The sequence below is a fragment of the Geminicoccus roseus DSM 18922 genome (assembly GCF_000427665.1).
GTDB classification, from domain to species: Bacteria; Pseudomonadota; Alphaproteobacteria; order Geminicoccales; family Geminicoccaceae; genus Geminicoccus; species Geminicoccus roseus.
The window spans coordinates 4,048,695-4,068,906 of sequence record NZ_KE386572.1; the positions used below are offsets into that span (position 1 = coordinate 4,048,695).

General features: G+C 72.3%; 14 protein-coding genes. 5 read left to right on the forward strand and 9 right to left on the reverse strand.

Translation table 11 applies throughout. From position 1 onward, the window contains the following. Positions 1–27: 27 nt before the first annotated feature. Both GEMRO_RS35725 and GEMRO_RS0120160 read left to right on the forward strand, forming a co-directional pair. Positions 28–5,049, forward strand: a complete 5,022-nt coding sequence (locus GEMRO_RS35725; protein ID WP_051329664.1) for an AAA family ATPase — start codon at positions 28–30, stop codon at positions 5,047–5,049. Continuing rightward, positions 5,046–6,527 (forward strand): ATP-binding response regulator, encoded by a 1,482-nt coding sequence (locus GEMRO_RS0120160; RefSeq protein ID WP_027135454.1) that lies wholly within the window; start codon positions 5,046–5,048, stop codon positions 6,525–6,527. The genes GEMRO_RS35725 and GEMRO_RS0120160 overlap by 4 nt, the downstream gene beginning before the upstream one ends. Before the next feature lie 56 nt (positions 6,528–6,583). On the opposite strand, the gene GEMRO_RS30780 is transcribed toward GEMRO_RS0120160, so the two are convergent. The 4 genes from GEMRO_RS30780 to GEMRO_RS0120180 all read right to left on the reverse strand — a co-directional run bounded on the left by GEMRO_RS30780 (position 6,584) and on the right by GEMRO_RS0120180 (position 11,388). Further along, entirely contained in the window at positions 6,584–7,921 is a 1,338-nt protein-coding gene (locus GEMRO_RS30780; RefSeq protein WP_205625036.1) for a PQQ-dependent sugar dehydrogenase, read from the reverse strand. Beyond that, entirely contained in the window at positions 7,918–8,349 is a 432-nt protein-coding gene (locus GEMRO_RS0120170) for a DUF2231 domain-containing protein (RefSeq protein ID WP_051329277.1), read from the reverse strand. The genes GEMRO_RS30780 and GEMRO_RS0120170 overlap by 4 nt, the downstream gene beginning before the upstream one ends. 146 nt (positions 8,350–8,495) lie before the next feature. Continuing rightward, on the reverse strand, positions 8,496–10,805 hold the full coding sequence (locus tag GEMRO_RS0120175; protein ID WP_027135456.1) for an FdhF/YdeP family oxidoreductase: 2,310 nt from the start codon (positions 10,803–10,805) through the stop codon (positions 8,496–8,498). Positions 10,806–10,872: 67 nt separating this feature from the next. After that, a complete protein-coding gene (locus GEMRO_RS0120180; protein ID WP_027135457.1) occupies positions 10,873–11,388 on the reverse strand; it encodes a Dps family protein in 516 nt (171 codons plus the stop codon). Positions 11,389–11,820: 432 nt separating this feature from the next. Here GEMRO_RS0120180 and GEMRO_RS0120185 point away from each other — a divergent pair, with 432 nt between their 5' ends. Then, a complete protein-coding gene (locus GEMRO_RS0120185; RefSeq protein ID WP_027135458.1) occupies positions 11,821–12,642 on the forward strand; it encodes an alpha/beta fold hydrolase in 822 nt (273 codons plus the stop codon). Between the two features lie 204 nt (positions 12,643–12,846). On the opposite strand, the gene GEMRO_RS30785 is transcribed toward GEMRO_RS0120185, so the two are convergent. From GEMRO_RS30785 to GEMRO_RS30795, 5 genes are all read right to left on the reverse strand, one after another. Further along, positions 12,847–13,809, reverse strand: a complete 963-nt coding sequence (locus GEMRO_RS30785; RefSeq protein WP_157505666.1) for a helix-turn-helix domain-containing protein — start codon at positions 13,807–13,809, stop codon at positions 12,847–12,849. 283 nt (positions 13,810–14,092) lie between these two features. Beyond that, on the reverse strand, positions 14,093–14,284 hold the full coding sequence (locus GEMRO_RS30790; RefSeq protein WP_157505667.1) for a hypothetical protein: 192 nt from the start codon (positions 14,282–14,284) through the stop codon (positions 14,093–14,095). A gap of 260 nt (positions 14,285–14,544) precedes the next feature. Further along, a complete protein-coding gene (locus tag GEMRO_RS0120205; RefSeq protein ID WP_027135459.1) occupies positions 14,545–14,934 on the reverse strand; it encodes a response regulator transcription factor in 390 nt (129 codons plus the stop codon). A gap of 104 nt (positions 14,935–15,038) precedes the next feature. Continuing rightward, complete coding sequence (locus GEMRO_RS0120210; protein WP_027135460.1) at positions 15,039–15,689, reverse strand: response regulator transcription factor; 651 nt, start codon at positions 15,687–15,689, stop codon at positions 15,039–15,041. Continuing rightward, positions 15,686–17,158 (reverse strand): sensor histidine kinase, encoded by a 1,473-nt coding sequence (locus GEMRO_RS30795; RefSeq protein WP_084507248.1) that lies wholly within the window; start codon positions 17,156–17,158, stop codon positions 15,686–15,688. Before GEMRO_RS30795 ends, GEMRO_RS0120210 begins: the two co-directional genes overlap by 4 nt. A gap of 294 nt (positions 17,159–17,452) precedes the next feature. Between GEMRO_RS30795 and GEMRO_RS30800 the strand changes: the two genes are divergently transcribed. Continuing rightward, positions 17,453–18,610 carry an HlyD family secretion protein gene (locus tag GEMRO_RS30800; RefSeq protein ID WP_035485697.1) on the forward strand — a complete coding sequence of 386 codons (1,158 nt, stop codon included), beginning with the start codon at positions 17,453–17,455 and terminating at the stop codon, positions 18,608–18,610. Next, positions 18,600–20,198 carry an MFS transporter gene (locus GEMRO_RS0120225; protein WP_027135461.1) on the forward strand — a complete coding sequence of 533 codons (1,599 nt, stop codon included), beginning with the start codon at positions 18,600–18,602 and terminating at the stop codon, positions 20,196–20,198. The genes GEMRO_RS30800 and GEMRO_RS0120225 overlap by 11 nt, the downstream gene beginning before the upstream one ends. Positions 20,199–20,212: the final 14 nt, after the last annotated feature.

The following is a 20,212-nucleotide window of genomic DNA, read 5'->3' on the forward strand; positions in this document are numbered from 1 at the left end:
GCGGTGGACAGGGCGGAGCGCTATCGGGTGGACCTGCCCGGCCACATGCTGGAGCTGCTGCAGGACGAGGACGAGCTGGTCCTGTTCCGCGCGCGGCGGCGGCACGGCGACGGCTCGGTCCTCCTGCGCATGCCCGCCGCCGACCTGCCAGGCCCGGCCGCCCTCGCGCGGATCGAGCACGAGCACGGCCTGGCCGACCTCCTCGATCCCGCCTGGGCGGTGCGGCCCCTGGAGATCGTCCGGCCGGACGGGCGGGTGATGCTGCTGCTGGAGGATCCGAGCGGCGAGCCGCTGCGCTCGGCCGGCAGCCGGCCGATGGAGCTGGGCGCCGCCCTGGAGATCGCCGCCGGTGCCGCCGCCTGCCTGGCCCGCCTGCACCAGGTGGGCCTGGTCCACCAGGATGTCCGGCCGGCCCACCTGATGGCGGATGCCGCCCGCCAGGTCCGGCTGACCGGGTTCGGGATCGCCACGAGGCTGCCCCGGGTGCGCCAGCCCCTGCTGCCGGTGCAGACCATCGTCGGCAGTTTTCCGTTCATGGCGCCCGAGCAGACCGGCCGCATGAACCGCTCGGTCGACGGGCGCAGCGACCTCTACGCCCTGGGCGTCGCGCTCTACCAGATGCTGACCGGCACGCTGCCCTTCACCGCGTCCGAGCCGCTGGAATGGATCCACGCCCACGTGGCGATGCCGCCGCCGCCGCCCTGCCAGCGCAATCCCGGCCTGCCGCCCATGGTCGGGGCGATCGTCCTGCGGCTGCTCGCCAAGGCCGCCGAGGACCGCTACCAGACCGCCGCCGGGCTGGAGGCCGACCTGCGCCGCTGCCTGGCCGAGTGGCGGGCGCTCGGCCGGATCGAGCTGTTCCCCCAGGGCGGCCAGGACGTGCCCGACCGGCTGCTGGTCCCGGGCGAGCTGTATGGCCGGGCGCGGGAGACCGCCGCGCTGGCCGCCTCGTTCGCCCGGGTCGCCAGGCTCGGCCGGACCGAGCTGGTGCTGGTCTCCGGCTATGCCGGGATCGGCAAGTCGTCGATGGTGGCCGAGCTGCACAAGACCATGCTGGCCTCCCAGGGTCTGTTCGCGTCCGGCAAGTTCGACCAGCACGCCCGCATGGTGCCCTACGCCACCCTGGCCCCGGCCTTCCAGGGCCTGATCCGCCAGATCCTGGGCGGCAGCGACGCGGAGCTGGAGGCCTGGCGGGGGAAGCTGCAGGCGGCCCTGGGCAGCCATGGCCGGCTGCTGCTCGGCCTGATCCCCGAGCTGGAGCTGGTCACCGGCCCGCAGCCGCCCTTGCCCGAGGTGCCGCCCCAGGAGGCGAAGCAGCGCTTCCACAAGCTGTTCGTCCAGTTCGTCGGGGTGTTCGCCCGGCCGGAGCATCCCCTGGTCCTGTTCCTGGACGACCTGCAATGGCTGGACCCGGCGACCCTGGACCTGGTGGAGCTGCTGGCGACCGACCCGCAGGTCCGCCATCTCCTGCTGGTCGGCGCCTATCGCGACAACGAGGTCGGCCCGGACCATCCGCTCGCCGCCCGGCTGGAGGCGATCCGGGCGGCCGGGGCGCCGGTGGTCGAGCTGGTGCTGGGCCCGCTGGCCCCCTCCGACATGGCGCGGCTGCTGGCCGACACGCTGCGCGTGCCGGTCGGCCGGGCCTGGCCGCTGGCGCGCCTGGTGCTCGCCAAGACCGGCGGCAACCCGTTCTTCACCATCCAGTTCCTGGGCACCCTGGCTGAGGACGGCCTGCTGCTGTTCGACCCGCAGGCCCGCGCCTGGGGCTGGGACCTGGAGCGGATCCGCGCCAAGGACCTGACCGAGAACGTCGTGGAGCTGATGGCGGCCCGGCTGAGCCGGCTGGCGGAGCCGGGCCTGGGGGTCGTGCGGATCCTCGCCTGCCTGGGCAACCGCGCTTCCGCGCCGGTGCTGGCGCTGGCCTCTGGCCGGCCGGAGGCGGAGGTCCGGGCGGCGCTCGGCGAGGCGCTGGCGGCGGGGCTGGTGGTGCCTGCGGGCGAGGGCTGGGCCTTCCTGCACGACCGGGTCCAGGAAGCCGCCTACGGGCTGGTGCCGCCGGCCGAGCGGCCGGCCCTGCACCTGCGGATCGGCCGGATCCTGGCGGCCCGGCTGGGCGGCGCGCCGGGCTCCGAGTTTATCTTCGAGATCGTGGGCCAGCTGGATCGCGCCCTGGAGCTGATCACCGACCCGGAGGAGCGGGAGCGGGTGGCGGCGCTCAACCTGGCGGCCGCCGGGCGGGCGCGGGCCGCCACCGCCTTCGGCTCGGCGGCAGCCTATCTGCAGGCAGGCCAGCGCCTCCTGCCGGATGAGGCCTGGCAGCGCTGTCCGGGGCTGGCCTTCGACATCGAGCTCCAGCTGGCCGAGTGCGAGTTCCTGACCGGCGACCTCGCCCGCTCGGAGCGGCGGCTGGCGGCCCTGGCCGCCCGGGAGCTGGGGCCGCTCGACCGGGCGGCGGTCGCCTGGCTGCAGATCACCTCCTTCACCGCGCAGGGCCGCTTCGACCAGGCGGTCGAGACCTGCCTTGCGCATCTGCGCGGGGCGGGGATCGCTTGGCAGGCCCATCCGACCCGGGCGGAGGTGCTGGCCGAGTACGCGCCGATCCGCCGGCAGATCGAGGCGGACGCCATCGGCGACTATGCCGGGTTGCCGCTGCTGACCGACCCGTCGGTGCGGGCCAAGCTCGACGTGCTGACCGCGGTGCTGCCGCCGGCCTTCTTCACCGACCAGAACCTGGTCTGCCTGGTCCTGTGCCGCATGGTGAACCTGAGCCGCGAGAACGGCCTGACCGACGCCTCCTGCCTGGCGATGGCCTATCTGGGCATGGTGCTGGGGCCGCAGTTCGGCGCCTACCAGGCCGGCTACCGGTTCGGGCGGACCGGGTTCGACCTGGTGGCGGCGCGCGGGCTGACCCGCTTCGAGCCCCGGGTCACCATGTGCTTCGCCTACCATGTGCTGCCCTGGACCCGGCCGATGCGCGAGGGCCGGCCCTGGCTGCGCCAGGCGTTCGAGCGGGCCGAGGAGGCCGGCGACCTCACCTATGCCGGGTTCAGCAGCTGCACGCTGATCAGCAACATGCTGGCGGCGGGCGACCCGCTGGGCGAGGTGCAGCGCGAGGCCGAGCGCAAGCTCGCCTATGTGGTGCGGGCGAAGTTCGGCCTGATCGCCGACATCATCACGACCCAGCTCCACCTGGTGCGCAGCCTGCGCGGGCTGACCCCGGTGCTGGGCAGCTTCGACGACGGGCCGATCTTCGAGGAGGCGGCGTTCGAGCGGCACCTGGAGGCCGACCCGGGCTTGTGCATCGCGGCCTGCTGGTACTGGATCCGCAAGCTGCAGGCGCGCTGCGTGGCCGGCGACGTGGCCGGAGCGCTGGCGGCCGCGGAGCGGGCGGAGCCGCTGCTCTGGACCACGGGCGGGCACCTGGAGCTGGTGGAGTTCCACGTCCACGCCGCTCTGGCGCGCGCTGCCTGGTTCCGCCAGGCCCCGCCCGAACGGCGCGCGGCGCTGCGCCAAGAGCTCGGCCGCCATGCCGCCCAGCTCGCCAGCTGGGCCGAGCATGCGCCGGAGAACTTCCGGCACCGCTCCCTGCTGGTCGCCGGCGAGATCGCCCGGCTGGACGGGCAGGGGCTGGACGCGCTGCGCCTGTTCGAGCAGGCGATGGCTGAGGCCAGGACCCATGCCTTTCCCCAGGTCGAGGCGCTGGCGGCCGAGGCGGCGGCGCGCTGCTGCCAGGCGGAGGCCATGCCGGCCATGGCGCTGGCCTTCCTGCAGCTGGCCAGGGACGCCTACCGGCGGCTGGGCGCCGAGGGCAAGGTCCGCCAGCTCGACCACGCCATGCCGGGCGCTGCCGCGCGGAGTGCGGCGCCCGCTGCCCGGCCGGCCAGCCCGGTCGAGCAGCTGGACCTCGCCACCATCCTGAAATCCGCCCAGGCGATCGCCGGCGAGGCGGTGCTCACCCGGCTGATCGACAAGCTGATGGTGATCGCCCTGGAACATGCCGGGGCCGACCGCGGCCTGCTGGTGGTGCCGCGTGCCGACCAGCTCTGGATCGAGGCGGAGGCGCGCACCGTCCAGGGCGCGGTCGACGTGCAGTGCCGGCGCAGCCTGCTGGGCCCAGCCGACGCGCCGCCCTCGGTGCTGCACTACGCGATCCGCACCCGGGACAGCGTGCTCCTGGACGACGCCCTGACCAGCCCGCCCTTCGCGGAAGACGCCTATATCCGCCAGCGCCGCTGCCGCTCGGTCCTGTGCATCCCGCTGGTCCGCCAGGCGCAACTCACTGGCCTGCTCTACCTGGAGAACAGCCAGGCGCCCCACGTCTTCACGCCCACCCGCGGCGCGCTGCTCAAGCTCCTGGCGTCCCAGGCCGCGCTTTCGCTGGAGAATGCCGAGCTGGAGGAAAAGGAGGCCCTGCTCAAGGAGGTCCACCACCGGGTGAAGAACAACCTCCAGCTGGTCAGCAGCCTGCTCAGCCTGCAGGCGTCCCATGTCGACGACCCGGCGGTGGCCGAGCTGTTCACCGACAGCCGCAACCGGGTCCGCTCGCTGGCGCTGGTCCACGAGAATCTCTACCGGGCCGGCAATTTCGCCCGGATCGCCATGGACGAGCACATCAAGAGCCTTTGCGCGCACATCCTGCGCGCCTATGGCTCGCGCGGCCAACAGATCGAGCTGTCCACCCGGGTCGACGACCTCCAGCTCGACCTGGACCGGGCGGTGCCGTGCGGCCTGATCGTCAACGAGCTGGTGTCCAACGCCTTGAAGCATGCCTTTCCCGACCGCCGGTCCGGCCAGGTGCAGGTCGAGATGCGGCTCCTGGCCGGCCGGCGCTGCCGGCTGAGCGTGGCCGATGACGGGGTGGGGATGCCCGCCGACCCGGCCCGGAGCGACACGCTCGGCCTGCAGCTGGTCCACGACCTGGTCCAGCAGCTGCGCGGTGAGATCGAGGTGCAGCGCGACCATGGCACCCGCTTCACCATCGATTTCGACCTGGAGGGGCACAGGCTGGACGGGCGCCGGCCGGACGGACCTGGCGAGCTGCCGCAATGACCCCGTCCCGGATCCTGATCGTCGAGGACGACCGGGTGGTGGCCCGCGACATCCGGGTGCAGCTCACCCGGATCGGCCACGAGGTGGTCGGCGCCACCGCGCGCGGCGAGGACGCCGTGGCCATGGCGCTGGAGCTGCGTCCCGACCTCGTGCTGATGGACGTCCGGCTGGAGGGCGACCTGGACGGGATCGACGCGGCCCAGCAGATCCGCGAGCGCTGCCAGATCCCGGTGGTGTTCCTGACCGCCTATGCCGACGAGGAGACCGTGCAGCGCGCCAGCCGGACCGAGCCGTTCGGCTACCTGCTCAAGCCGTTCGAGGATTCGCAGCTGCGCACCGCCATCGAGATGGCGGTGCACAAGCATGCGGCGGAGCGGCGGCTGCGCGAGAGCGAGCGCCGCTTCGTGGCGACCCTGTCCAGCATCGGCGACGCGGTGATCGCCACCGACGACCAGACCCGAATCACCTTCATGAACCCGGTGGCCGAGGCGCTGACCGGCTGGCCGCAGGCCGAGGCCCTGGGCCTGCCGCTTTCCACGGTGTTCCGGATCGTCAACGAGGACAGCCGTGCGACGGTCGAGGACCCGGCCGCCAAGGTGCTGCGCTCGGGCAAGGTGGTGGGCCTGGCCAACCACACCCTCCTGCTGGCCCGGGACGGAAGGGAGATCCCGATCGACGACAGCGGCTCGCCGATCGTCGACGACCACGGCGCCATCATCGGCACGGTGCTGGTGTTCCGTGACGTGTCCGAGCGGCGGCGGGTCGAGGAGACCCTGCGCCGGGCCCAGGCCGACCTGGCCAGCGTCGCCCGCCTGGCGACCATGGGCGAGCTGGCCGCCTCGATCGCGCACGAGGTCAACCAGCCGCTCACCGCGATCGTCACCAATGCCGGGACCTGCATCCGCTACCTGGACGAGGCGCGTGCGGCGGCGGAGCGGATCGTGCGCGACGGGCACCGCGCCGGCGACGTGGTCCGCAGCATCCGCGGCATGGTGCGCAACAGCGCCGTGGAGCCCGCCGCCATCCAGATCAACGAGCTGGTGAACGACATCCTGGTGCTGACCCGCGGCGAGGTCCGCCGCCAGTGGGTGACGGTCGAGACCGACCTGGCCAGCGGCCTGCCGGCGGTCACCGGCGACCGGGTCCAGCTCCAGCAGGTCGTGCTCAACCTGATCATCAACGCGGTGGAGGCGATGGCCGAGCTCGACGACCGCGCCCGCCTGCTGCGGGTCACCACCCGGGCCGGCGAGGCGGGCGAGGTGCTGGTCGGGGTCGAGGACAACGGGGCCGGGCTGGATCCGGCAGAGGCCGGCCGGATCTTCGACGCGTTCTTCACCACCAAGCCGAACGGCATGGGCATGGGGCTGGCGATCTGCCGCTCGATCGTCGAAGCGCATGGCGGCAGCCTGTGGGCGCTGCCGCGCAGCCCGCACGGCAGCCTGTTCCAGTTCAGCCTTCCTGCGGCGGGCCAGGGCTGAGCCCCGGCGTCCGCCTCAGCCCAGCCTCAGGCCCGTTCCGGCATCGGCCACCCTGCCTACTGCGCGTCCACGGCCGCTCCCGCGTCGGCCGAGGGGGAGCCCGTGGGCGTCACCCGCCAGATCGTGTTGGCCAGGTCGTCGGCGACGATCAGGGCGCCCTCCGGATCCACCGTCACCCCGACCGGGCGGCCGCGGGTGTTGCCTTCCGCATTCAGGAAGCCGGACACGAAATCCACCGGGTCGCCGGCGGGCTGGCCGTCCTGGAACGGCACGAACACCACCTTGTAGCCGGACGGCTCCTCGCGGTTCCAGCTGCCGTGCTCGCCCACGAACACGCCGTCGGCGAACGCCTCGCCCATGGCCGGGTTCGAGAAGGCCACGCCCAGGGCCGCCACGTGGGAGCCCAGCGCATAGTCCGGGGTGATCGCCGAGGCGACCTTGTCCGGGTCCTGCGGCCGCACCCGCGGATCGACATGCTGGCCCCAGTAGCTGTAGGGCCAGCCGTAGAAGCCGCCCTCCTGCACGGTGGTCAGGTAGTCCGGCACCAGGTCCGAGCCGAACTCGTCCCGTTCGTTCACCACCGCCCAGAGCTGGTCGGTGTCCGGCTGGAAGGTCAGCGCGGTCGGGTTGCGCAGGCCGGTGGCATAGGGCTTGTGCAGGCCGGTCTCGGCGTCGATCTGCCAGATCATCGCCCGGTTGGCCTCGACCTCCAGCCCACGCTCGGTGATGTTGCTGTTGGAGCCGATGCCAACATAGAGGAACTCGCCGTCGGGGCTGACGGTCAGCGCCTTGGTCCAGTGGTGGTTGATCTCCGAGGGCAGGTCGGCGAGCTTTTCCGGCGGGCCCTCGGCCTCGGTCTGGCCGTCGGCATAGGGGAAGCGCACCAGCGCGTCCTGGTTGGCCACGTAGATGTAGCCGTTGGCGAGCGCCAGGCCATAAGGGGCGTTGAGGTTGTCGGCGAAGACGCCCTGCTGCTCGTAGGTGCCGTCGCCATCGCCGTCGCGCAGCAGGGTCAGCCGGTTGCCGGCCTCCACCTTGCTCTTGCCCAGGCTCTTGATGAAGCCCGCGACGATGTCCTTGGGCCGGAGTGCGGGCGCGTTGCCGCCGGAGCCCTCCGCGACCAGGATGTCGCCGTTGGGAAGCAAGAGGGTCTGGCGCGGGATCTTCAGCTCCGTAGCGATCGCCTGGATGGCATAACCCTCCGGCACCGTGGGAAGCTCGTCGCCGAAATTGGCCGGCCGGGGGATGGTCATGGCCGGCAGGAGGCCGCGATGCGGCTCGGGCAGGTCGGGGTTGCGGCCGTACTGGACCTGCTGCGCGAAGACCGCCGACCCGCCGATCGAGGCGGACAGCGCCAGCGCGACGGCGCCGATCACATGGGAGGAGCGCATCATTCCACCTCTCCGGTGCGGAACCCGGAATAGCCGATCCAGGAGGCGGCCAGCGCCAGCAGCACCGTCGCCACCGACAGGTACAGCCCCTCGGGCATGGTCGCCCACGCATCCTTGGCGTGGACCAGGGCGTTGAAGAAGCCGACCACCCACATGACGAGCAGTACCGCGAAGTAGGCGAGCGGGCGCCGCCTGTACCCACGCTCGCTGCGGAACACGTTGATCAGCGCCCAAAGCAGGGCGAAGCCGCCCACCAGCAGCCCGCCGGCGATGAGCCAGGACGAGAAATTGGCCCACTGGATCTCGAAGGTTCTCCAGTAGGCGATGTCACTGAGCAACGCTCCCAGGAACAGCGGCAGCGGAAAGGCCAGGAGAATGGAATGTAGCGGGTGAAGCGGCCTCGGCAAATCGAAGGGGGATACGATAACCACGGCGTCTCAACTCCTGGATCGGGCCGCGCAGCTGTGCCCGAGCACAAACGGGCACCCGGTCAACGCGCCAGTCGCCGGCAGGTTGCGAGCGCCGAGCCGATTCCGTTGCCGCCAGCCTGCCGCCGGCGCCGCCGATGCCGCCCGGATCAGGCCGCGGCGGCGGCTGCCTTGCGGATCCGCACCGGCACCGACTTGTAGGACGGCGTTCCGCTGCGCGGGTCGTGGTCGTCCAGCGCCACCAGGATGTTGGCCTCGGGGTAGTAGGCGGCGGCCGAGCCCGGCGCGATGTCGTGGGCGACCGCGGTCATCCCGGACAGCACCCGTGGCGGCCGGGCGCCGGCTTCGGCCGGGTCCACCGCCTCCAGGTCGATCCGCTCGCCATGAACCAGCCCGAGCGCCGCCAGGTCCTGCGCGTTCATGAACACCACGTCCCGCCGCCCGGTGATGCCGCGGTAGCGGTCGTCCAGGCCGTAGATGGTGGTGTTGTACTGGTCGTGGCTGCGGATCGTGGTGAGGAGCAGCGCCTGCGGGTCGCGGACGGGCGGGGCCTGGGCGTCGCCCGGGGCCGGCAGGAAGCAGGCCTTGCCGGTGGGCGTGTGCCAGACCCGCTCGGCGGCGGCGACCGGCAGGCGGAAGCCGCCCGGCTCCAGGATGCGCCGGTTGTAGCCGGCGAAGTCCGGGAACACCGCCTCGATCCGGTCGCGGATCCGGTCATAGTCGGCGATCAGCCACGCCCAGTCGATCCCGCAGCCGGGCAGGGTGGCCGCCGCGATCCCGGCGATGATGGCCGGCTCGGAGCGCAGCTCCGGCGAGGCCGGCTCCAGCCCGCCGCGCGAGGCATGCACCATGGACATGGAATCCTCGACCGTCACCGCCTGCGCGCCGGTCTCCTGCAGGTCGATCTCGGTGCGGCCGAGGCAGGGCAGGAGGATGGTCTCGCCGGCGGTCAGCAGGTGCGAGCGGTTGAGCTTGGTGGCGACATGGACCGCCAGGTCCAGCCGGCGCATCCCGGCGAACACAAGCTCCGGATCGGCCATCGCCACCGCGAGGTTGCCGCCCAGGCAGACCATCGCCCGCGAGCGTCCCGCGCCGATCGCCTGGACCGCCTCGACGGCATTGTGGCCCCGCGCACTGGGCGGGGTGAACCCGAACTCGCGGCCCAGCCGCTCCAGAAACTCGGCGGCCGGCGCCTCGGTGATCCCGACGGTGCGGTCGCCCTGGACGTTGGAATGGCCGCGCAGCGGGCAGATCCCGGCACCCTTGCGGCCGATATTGCCGCGCAGCAGCAGGAGGTTGGCGATCTGCTGGACGCTGGAGGTGCCGTGGCGGTGCTGGGTGATGCCCATGCCGTAGCAGACGATCGCCCGGCTGGCCCCGGCATAGATCGCGGCGGCTTCCCGTAGCCGGGCGCGCGGCAGGCCGGAAGCCTGCTCGACCGCCTCCCAGGCAAGGCCGGCCAGCTGGTCGGCCAGAACGGCGAAGCCGGTGGTGTGCTGGGCAATGAAGGCCCGATCCAGCAGGCCGTCGCCGCCTTCGGCGCGCTCGCGCGCGTCCGCTTCCAGCAGCGCCTTCATCATGCCCTGCAGCGCCGCCACATCGCCGCCGACCTTCACCTGCAGGTAGGACGAGGCGATCCGCGTGGCGCCGAGCGTCAGCATCTCCACCGGGCTCTGCGGCGCGGTGAACCGCTCCAGGCCGCGTTCCTTGAGCGGGTTGAGCACGACGATCGGCACGCCGCGCCGGGCGGCGGCGCGCAGGGTGGCCAGCATGCGGGGGTGGTTGGTGCCGGGATTGTGGCCGATGCAGAAGATCGTGTCGCAATGCTCGAAATCGTCCAGGGACACCGTGCCCTTGCCGACGCCGATCGATTCCGGCAGCCCGACGCTGGTGGCCTCGTGGCACATGTTCGAGCAGTCGGGGAAATTGTTGGTGCCGAACGCGCGCACGAACAGCTGGTAGAGGAAGGCGGCCTCGTTGGAGGTGCGGCCCGAGGTGTAGAACTCGGCCAGGTCGGGGCTCGGCAGGCGCCGGAGCGCCCGGCCGATCCGCCCGAACGCCTCGTCCCAGCCGACCGGCACGAACCGGTCGCTGCCATGGTCGTAGGCCAGCGGGTGGGTCAGGCGGCCCTGGTCCTCCAGCTTGTGGTCGGACCAGCCCCAGAGCTCGGCGACCGGGTGGCGGGCGAAGAAGTCCGGGGTGGCCCGCTTGCCGGTCGCCTCCCAGGACACCGCCTTGGCGCCGTTCTCGCAGAACTCGAACGACGAGGTGTGCCGGGGGTCCGGCCAGGCGCAGCCCGGGCAGTCGAACCCGTTCGGCTGGTTGGCGCGCAGCAGGGCGCGGAGGTCGGTGGTGACCGCCATCTGGCTGCGCAGCGCCCGGGCCACCGCCTGCAGGGCGCCCCAGCCCCCGGCCGACCCGCCATAGGGGCCGACGCCGGGCACGGTGTATTTCGTCATCCAGATCCTCCAAAGGCGCAGGGGCCGCGGCCCGGCGATGCCGGGCGGGCCGGATCCCGCTGGCGGCTCAGCCGCGGCGGCCGGCCTCGAACAGGAACCAGACCCGCCCCTCGGCCTCGTCGATCCAGGGCTCCAGCAGGCTGGCGGTGGCGACGTCGCCATGCTCGTCGCACAGCGTGTGCATCGCGCGCATCCGCGCCGCCATGTCGGCATTGTCGGAGCGCAGCTCCGCCAGCATGTCGGCGGGCGTGACGAAGTCCGCGTCGTTGTCGGCGATCCGCTGCAGCCGGCCGACATGGCCGATCGAGCGGATCGTGGCGCCGCCGAGCTTGCGTCCCCGCTCGGCGATGGCGTCGGTCGTGGCCAGGATCTGGGCGGCCTGGTCGTCCAGCATCAGGTGGTAGTCGCGAAAGTGCGGCCCCGACACGTGCCAGTGGAAGTTCTTGGTCTTCAGGTAGAGGGCGAACATGTCGGCGAGCAGGCCGGCCAGCGCCGCCGAAAGGTCGGCTTTGGCATTGGCGCCAAGGCCGCCCGGGGTCTGCAGCGGCGCCATCCGGCGGGTCCTGGCATCGTCCATGGTCATGGGGGTAAGCGCCTTCTCTGGTGGGGGGAGCTCCGGCTCTCGCGGAGCGGGAACAGTCTTGCCCCTGTGGGCGCCGCGATCTTGGACGTTTTGCTGCCGCGCGGGCCGCCCTGGCCGCGGCCGGAACATGCAAAAACCACCGCTCCCTCCAAGATCGGCGCCGGCCGCCGGGCGATACTGTCCCGGCCGGCCGAGCAGGACCTTCGCCGCAACGGCCGAGGCCCTCGTCCGGCATCCCCCCACGTCCATCCCGAGTGACACAGCATGGCCCCAAGCGATCCGGTCATCCAACTCCAGGCGTCCCGGCGCCATGTCCTGGTCGGCGCCGCCGGCCTGATCACGGTGACGAGCCTGCCGCTCCTGGGCTGCGCCGACGGCCTGGAAGCGCACGCCCCGCCGGCCTCCGGCCAGAGCCCGATCGCGAGCGGTCCAATGGCCCGCTTCGTCACCAGCGACGGCACCGAGATCGCCTACAAGGACTGGGGCTCCGGTCCGCCGGTGGTGTTCTCCCATGGCTGGCCGCTCTCCGCCGATGCCTGGGACTCCCAGATGCTGTTCATGGCAGGCAACGGCTTCCGGGTGATCGCCCATGACCGGCGCGGCCATGGCCGCTCCAGCCAGACCTGGCAGGGCAACGACATGGATCATTATGCCGACGACCTGGCCCAGCTCCTGGACCATCTGGACGTGCAGGACGCGATCCTGGTCGGCCATTCCACCGGCGGCGGCGAGGTGGTCCGCTATCTTGGCCGGCACGGCTCCGCGCGGGTGGCCAGGACGGTGCTGGTGGGGGCGGTGCCGCCGATCATGCTCCAGACCGAGGCCAACCCGGGCGGCCTGCCGATCGCGACCTTCGACGCGATCCGCACCGGCGTGGCGGCCGACCGCTCGGAGTTCTTCCGGACCTTGAGCGGACCGTTCTTCGGCGCGAACCGGCCGGGCGCCGATCCCGCCGCCGGCCTGCGCGAGGCGTTCTGGGCGATGGGCATGCAGGGCGACATGAAGGCCGAGTACGACTGCATCCGGGCGTTCTCGGAGACCGACTTCACCCAGGACCTGAAGGCGATCAACGTCCCGACCCTGATCGTCCATGGCGACGACGACCAGATCGTGCCGATCGCGGACTCTGCTTACCTGAGCGCCGAACTGGTCCGGGACGCCACCCTGAAGGTCTATCCCGGCGCCCCGCACGGCCTGACCATGACGCAACCCGATGCGTTCAACGGCGACCTGCTGGCGTTCGCGAAGGCCTGACCTTCCGCCGCGCCACCACCGGCGCGAAGGCCCCGGACCAGCCGGTCCGGGGCCTTCTTTTTTTGTGCGCGAAGGGATGGAGCCGGCCGGGATGCCCGGAAAACAGGGCAAAAAAAGACCCGGCGGTCGGGGGGAGGAGGACCGCCGGGTCGAAAGCACCGATCGTAGGGAGGGGACGACCGGTGGGGAAAGGGGTGGTGCCGCTCAGGCCGGCAGCTGGATCCGATCGGAGGCCGGCAGCAGCGGGGCCGCCTGGAACTGGCTGCGGTGGGAGCGGCGCCAGGCGCCGGGGCTGGTCCCGGTGCTGCGGGCGAACACGCGGTTGAAGTGGCTCTGGTCGGCAAAGCCGCAGGACAGCGCGATCTCGGCGAGCGGCATGGCCGTCTCGCGCAGGAGTTCCCGGGTGCGCTCGACCCGCTGCTCCAGGAGCCAGCGATGCGGGGGCATCCCGGTGCACTGCTTGAAGGCGCGGGCGAAATGGCTGAGCGAGAGGCCGCATTCCGCGGCAAGCCTGGCCAGCGGGATGTTGTCGGCGAGGTTGGCGCGGATCACCTCCTTGACCCGCCGCTCCTGCCAGGGCGCCAGGCCGCCGGTGGCCGCGGGGGTGGGCCGGGCGCCGCCATAGCGCTGGACGATGTGGGCGTGCAGGGCCAGGGCGACATGGTCCACGAAGATGCTGCTGGCCTGTTCCGGCCGGCGCAGGGCCGGCAGCAGGGCCAGCCCCAGCCGGCTGGCGACCGGGTCGGGCAGGCTCTGGCCGGGCTGGAACTCCAGCATGGCGGCGCGGCGGCTCCCGGCCCGGCCGCAGGCCTCGTCCAGCGAGGCGCGCGGCAGCTGGAAGTGCAGCATGTCGAACGGGCTGGACAGGTCGGCGCGCCAGGCCTCGCGCAGGTCGTAGATGGCGAGGCTGCCGTTGGCGAAGGTCCCGGTCTGCACTGGGCGGCCGTTGCGCCACAGGCGCAGGCCCGGAAGGTCGCGCAGCTGCAAGGAGACCAGATAGGCGTCCTCGCGCGGGTGCGGGGCGGTCATCCCGTGGCCCGGCCGATCGCAGGCGATCCGGGTGGCGGCGAGCTGGGCGCCGCGCGGCGTCTGGACCAGGAGCGTCTGGGCGGCCTCGATCCGCATATGGGCGGAGTATCGCTTCGTGGGCGTGCAGTTGCTCTTCACGGAGGTCGTTTCCCGCGTCTTGGGTTCTCGCGGGGAGACCCCGCCGGCATCAGGGGAAACGCTGGCCGAGGCCGACGGGATGGCGGCGGCGGATCGCTGGATCCTGCGGCCGGCCCGCCCGTTCGGGGCGCGTTTCCTGATCAGAACTTAGGCCGGTCGGGTGGAGTGCATCTATTCTGCGCAGGTTTATCCAGCCAGTGCATAGGTCTGTCCGACCTATACCAAGGTTTGCCGGGGCAGGCCGGCCTGGCCCCGGCTGCGCCGCCCGAGGCGGCGGCCGGCTTCACCAGAACTCGAACACGATCCCGGCGCCGTGGATCCAGCCGACCGGGGCGGCGCACAGGCCCAGCACCATGAAGCCGATCGCGCCCTCGGCCATGCAGCGGGCGACATGCTCGGTCCAGAACCAGATGCCGAGCAGGATCAGGGCGAGGTAGTAGAGCGCACCGATTCGTTCGGAGATGGTATCGCTCATGACGATCTCCCGGAACGCCGCCCGCAACGTCGGGAGGGCGGCTGCTGGGGGCAGGGCTGGTCGATCAGGGGCGAAGGACGGCCATGGCCGCCCTGCCGCCTGCTCCGGGCGCCGGTGCCCCAGGGTGGGGAGCGGGTCCAGGCGGCCGGATCACGCCCGCCGCTTCCCGTCCCAACGCGAGGATCGGCCGTCCCGTCGCGTCCTCCGTTGAATGACCGTTCGTTAACATTTCATTCATGGATGGACAAGATGCCCGGCCGTCAGGCCGACGGATCGGGGTCCTGGCGGCGCAGGGCCTGCTCCAGGCAGTCGATCATGGCCTCGGCGGGAAACGGCTTGGCCAGGAAGCCAATGGCGCCGGCGCGGAGCGCCTGCTCGCGGATCTGCGGCTCGGGATAGGCGGTGATGATCACCACCGGCACCGTGACGTGCCGGGCCTGGAGGTGGCGCTGCAGCTCCAGCCCGCTCATGCCGGGCATCTGCACGTCCATCACCAGGCAGTCCATGTCCTCCGGCCGCGCCGTGGCGAGAAACTCCTCGGCCGAGGCGAACAGCCGGCAGTCGAACCCAAGCGAGCGGATCAGCCCGCCCATGGCGGCGCGAACCGAAGCGTCGTCGTCGATGATCGCGATCACCGGGTCTGCGGCCAAGCGGGACATCCTGGGGTGGCGCCGGGCGGACATGCCCGGTCGGGCGGTAGAAGGGACCGCCCACCCATGGACCTCCGGCGACGGGATGAAAATCATACGGAGGTTTAGATGCCGGGACGGCCGGGCCGACTGGGCGCCAGGAGGTCGGCCATCCGCACCAGCTCGGCCAGCGAGCGGGCGTTCATCTTCTTCATCATGTGGCCGCGATGGATCTTCACGGTGATCTCCTGCAGCCCGACCTCCGCGGCGATCTGCTTGTTCATCAGCCCGGTCACCACCAGCGCCATCACCTCGCGCTCGCGCGGGGTCAGGGTCGCGTAGGCGGCCTGCAGGCTCGCCAGCATGGTCTCGTCGGCCAGCCGTGCGCGGTCGCGCTCGATGGCGGCGGCCACCGCTTCCAGCATGTCCTGGTCGCGGAACGGCTTGGCCAGGAAGTCGATGGCACCGGCCTTCATCGCCCGCACCGACATCGGGATGTCGCCATGGCCGGTCATGAAGATCACCGGCAGGTGGATGCCGTCGCGGCGCAGCTGGTCCTGGAAGTCCAGCCCGCTGGTGCCGGGCAGGCGGACGTCGAGCACGATGCAGCCGGGGCCGGTCACCTTGCGGCGCGGCAGGAACTCGGCGGTGGAATCCAGCAGCTCGACCTGCAGGCCGACCGAGCGGAACAGGCTGTCCAGCGCCAGCCGCATCGCCCGGTCGTCGTCGACCACGAACACGGTTCCGGGCTGGGCGCTCCCGGTCGGATCGGTCATGGCGCGGCGTCTCCTTGGACCGGCAGGCTGAACTGGATGGTGGCGCCCGGGCCCGGATTGCAGGAGGCGCTGATCCGCCCGCCATGGGCCTGGACGATCGAGCGGCAGATCGAGAGGCCCATGCCCATCCCGTCCGGCCGGGTGGTGAAGAACGGCAGGAACAGCCGGTCCAGGATCTCCAGGTCGATGCCGGTGCCGCGGTCCTCCACCATCACCAGCACCTGGCCGTCCTCCTGGCGCCGGGCGCGGACCCAGAGCTCGCGCGGCCGGTCCGCCACGCCCGCCATCGCCTGGATGCCGTTGATCAGGAGGTTGATGAGCACCTGCTGGAGCTGGACCCGGTCGCCCTGGACCGGCGGCAGGTCGGCCGGCACCTCGCGGGTCAGCACCACCTCGTGGCGGAGCAGCTCGTGCTGCACCAGCGCCAGGGCCTGGTCGATCAGGCAGGCCAGGTCGACGGCGGTGCATTCCGGCATGGCCTTGCGGGAAAGCTCGCGCAGGCCCCAGATGATGTCGCCGGCGCGTTTGCCGTCGGCGATCATCCGCTCGATCGCGGCGCGCACCTCGCCCAGGTCGGGCTCCTCGCGCTGCAACCAGCGCAGGCCGGCATGGCCGTTGGTCACGATCGCCGCCAGCGGCTGGTTGATCTCGTGCGCGATCGAGGCGGTCAGCTCGCCGAGCGTGGTCACCCGGGTGACATGGGCGAGTTCGGCCTCCGCCTGACGCAGGGCTTCCTCGGCCCGGTGGCGCTCGCTGATGTCGGTGTTGGTCTCCAGCACGCCGGTGGACCGGCCGCGCTCGTCCCGCTGCAGCGCCCAGCGGCTGGCCACCGCGATCCGGCTCCCGTCCCGGCGCAGCTGCACCAGCTCGCCTTCCCAGCGGCCGGTGCGCATCAGCTGGGCCTCGATGGTCCCGGCCGGGGCGGGCAGGGTGGTGCGGGTCAGCTCTGCGAACGGCCGGCCGATCGCCTCGGCCCGGGACCAGCCATACATCTCCTCGGCACCCCGGTTCCAATAGACCACCACGTCGTCCATGCCGCGGACCAGGACCGCGTCGTGGGTCAGGTCCAGGAGCTCCGCGCGCTCCTGCAGGGCCATGCCGGCCGACTGGTAGCGCAGCGCCAGGATCGTGGTCATCAGGATCGCGACCAGGCTCACCGCGGCACGGATGGCGGCCGAGCCGAACCCGTCGGTGCCGTGGGAGAGCAGATAGCCCAGCACGGTCAAAACGGCGCAGCCGGCCGCCACGGCAAGGACACCCCGGCGGCGCAGGAAGCCCGCCGCGATCAGCACCACCACGCCGTAGAGGACCGCCACCGCGATCCCTAGGCGGGTGAAGGTGTCGATCGAGAAGATCGCCACCACCAGCAGGCCCGCCGTCGTCAGCACGGCGGCATGGCTGCGCGACATCCGCGCCGCGAGCCCGCTGGTCGGGGCGGACAGCAAGGGATCGCCGGTGGATTCGCTCATGCAGCCCATCATTGCGGGAGGTTGGGGCGGGGCCGCCGGGATTGCTGCCATCCCGTTGCCGGGCGGCCGGCGGCCTCGCCCGGCACCATGGAGTCTCCGAATCCCTCTAAACCGGGCCGCCGGGCCTGTCTTGGACGATTCTACAGCGGCCGGGCCCGGGCAGAACGGCCCGGACCGGGCAGGGGCGGACCGGGTCCGGGATGGCCGGATCGGTCAATCGGCAGGGGGCAGGCGCGACTAGGTTCGGCCGACCTGTCCATGCCGGCCCGTCCCGCCGGGTTTGCGGAACCCCAGATGCCATCGACGACACCGGATCCCGTCCCGCCACCTGGCCCTGAACCGGCGGCCGCCCTGCCGGCGGCGCCGGCGCCGGGCGGGCTGCGCCGCCTGGCCGTGCCGGTGCTGGCGGTCCTGACGGTGCTGATCCTGGTCGGGGCGACCAACGCGCGCTTCGACTCATGGGTGGCATCCTCAGACGTGCAGACCACCGACGATGCCAGCATCGATGCCGACACCACCCGGCTGAGCGCCAGGGTCGGCGGCAATGTCCGCCGGATCCTGGTCCAGGACTTCCAGAAGGTCGAGCAGGGCCAGCTGCTCCTGGAGATCGACCCGGGCGACTACCGGGCGGCGCTCGCCGGGGCCGAGGCCACCGTCCGGGCGACGCAGGCGGGCCTGGCCAACCTCGGCAACCAGGCGGAGCTGCAGGGCGCCCTGGTCGAGCAGGCGCAGCTCGAGCAGGCGGCGGCGCAGGCGCAGGAAAAGCTGGCCAGCCAGGAAGCCGAGCGGCAGCGCCGGCTGGTGGAAGGCGGCATCGCCGGCACCCGCCAGCGCCTGGAGCAGGCCACCGCGGCCCATCAGGAAGCCGTGGCCAGCTGGAAGGCCAGCGCCGCCGCGGTCCGCGCCAGGCGCAGCCAGCTGGCCGTGCTGGACGGGCAGAAGGCGGTGGCGCGCGCCCAGCTGGCGGCGGACCGGGCCGCGCGCGACGCCGCCCGCCTGCGCCTGGGCTACACCCGGATCACGGCGCCGGTCTCGGGCGTGGCGGGCCGCTTCCAGGTCCGGGTCGGCGACTATGTCACCGCCGGCACCAGCCTGGTCTCGGTGGTGCCGCTGCCGCGGGTCTATGTCACCGCCCGCTACAAGGAGACGCAGCTGGCGAGGGTCCGTCCGGGCCAGCCGGCCGAGATCGCCGTCGACAGCTTTCCAGGCCAGGTGCTGCGCGGCCGGGTCGCCCGGCTGTCGCCGGCCAGCGGCTCGGTGTTCGCGCTGCTGCCGCCGGACAACGCCACCGGCAACTTCACCAAGGTCGTCCAGCGGATCCCGGTCCGGATCGAGCTGGAGCCGGACCAGCCGCTCCTGGCGGCGCTGCGGCCGGGCATGTCGGTGGTCGCCAGCATCCGGGTGGACGGTTCTGAAGCGGGGCGGACCGAGGAGGGCGCCGATGGCAGCTAGCACCGCCAGCCGGCTCGCCCCCGGGCCCGTCTCGATCGGCCTGCCGGCCAACCGTCCGGTCCTGCTGGTGGCGGGCGCCCTGCTCGGCGCCTTCCTGGTGAGCTTCGACACGAGGCTGTTCGCGGTGGGCCTGCCCGACCTGCGCGGCGCGTTCGGCCTCGGCGTCGACGAGGCGTCCTGGCTCGCCACCGCCGCCACCGCGCCGCAGATCCTGATCGCCCCGGCAATCGCCTGGCTGGTGACGGTGTATGGCGCCCACCGGGTGCTGACAGGGCCCAGCATGCTCTACGCGCTCGTCTCGGTCGTGATCCCGCTGGTGCGCGACTACCCGACCCTGATCGCCCTGCACCTGGTCCACGGCCTGCTGCTGGGCGCGTTCATCCCGGCCACGATCTCGATCATCTTCCGCAACCTGCCGACCCGCTGGTGGATCGTCGGCATCACGATCTACGCCTTCCGCCAGGCGTTCAGCCTGAATGTCGGCGACTGGATCGTGGGGTTCCACGTGCAGCAGGCCGGCTGGGCGTGGCTGTACTGGCAGGGCGCCCTGGTCGGGCCCCTGATGGGGCTGCTGGTCTGGCTGGGCACGCCGGACGAGCCGGTCAACCGCCAGCTCCTGGCCAGCGCCGACTGGGGCGGCATGATGCTGCTCGGGGCCGGGGTGGCGCTGATCTATGCCGGGATGGACCAGGGCAACCGGCTGGACTGGTTCCAGTCCGGCACGGTGACCGCGCTGCTGGCCGGCGGCGCCGCGCTGCTGGCCGGCTTCCTGCTCAACGAGGCGCTGGTGCGGGAGCCATGGGCCCATGCCAGCGCGATCCTGACCCGCAATGCCGGGATCGGCCTCGTGCTGGTGGTGGCCTACGCCACCACCAGCCTGAGCAACGCCCAGCTGGTGCCGGGCTTCCTTGCCGGCGTCGCCCAGATGCGGCCCGAGCAGATCGGCCGGCTCCTGCTGCCCTGGACCGCCCTGCCGCTGCTGGCGATCATGCCGCTTGCCGCCTGGGCCAGCCGGCTGGTCGACGTGCGCTACCTCCTGGTGGCGGGCCTGACCTGCTTCGCGCTGGCCGGCTGGATGGGCAGCTTCGTCACCCATGACTGGGCGCTGGCGGACTTCGTGCCGCTGGCGCTGGTCCATGCCTTCGCCCAGGGCGTCACCTTCCTGGCGATCGTGGTGTTCAGCGTGGCCAATGTGAGCCCGGCCAGGGCCACCGCGTTCTCGGCCTATCTGCAGGTGGTGCGCCTGGACGGCACCGAGCTCTCGCGGGCGGTGATGACCACCTGGCTGCGCGTGCGCGAGCAGGTCCATTCCCACCTCCTGGGCCTGCATGTGGCGACCGGCGACGGACAGCCGGGCCATGTCCTGGCCGGGCTGCGCCGGCCGTTCGAGGCGCTGGGCGGCAGCGCCGGGGCCGCCGAGGCGGCGGCCTTGCAGCGCCTGGCCGACCTTGTCCGGCGCGAGGCGCAGGTGATGGCCTATGCCGACGGCTTCTGGCTGACGTTCTGGGCGGCGATCGCCGGCCTGCTGCTGGTCTGCCTGCTGCGCGCGCCACCCCCCGGGCCCATGACCCCGCCGGCCCGGGGCTGAGGTCTGCGAAGCCG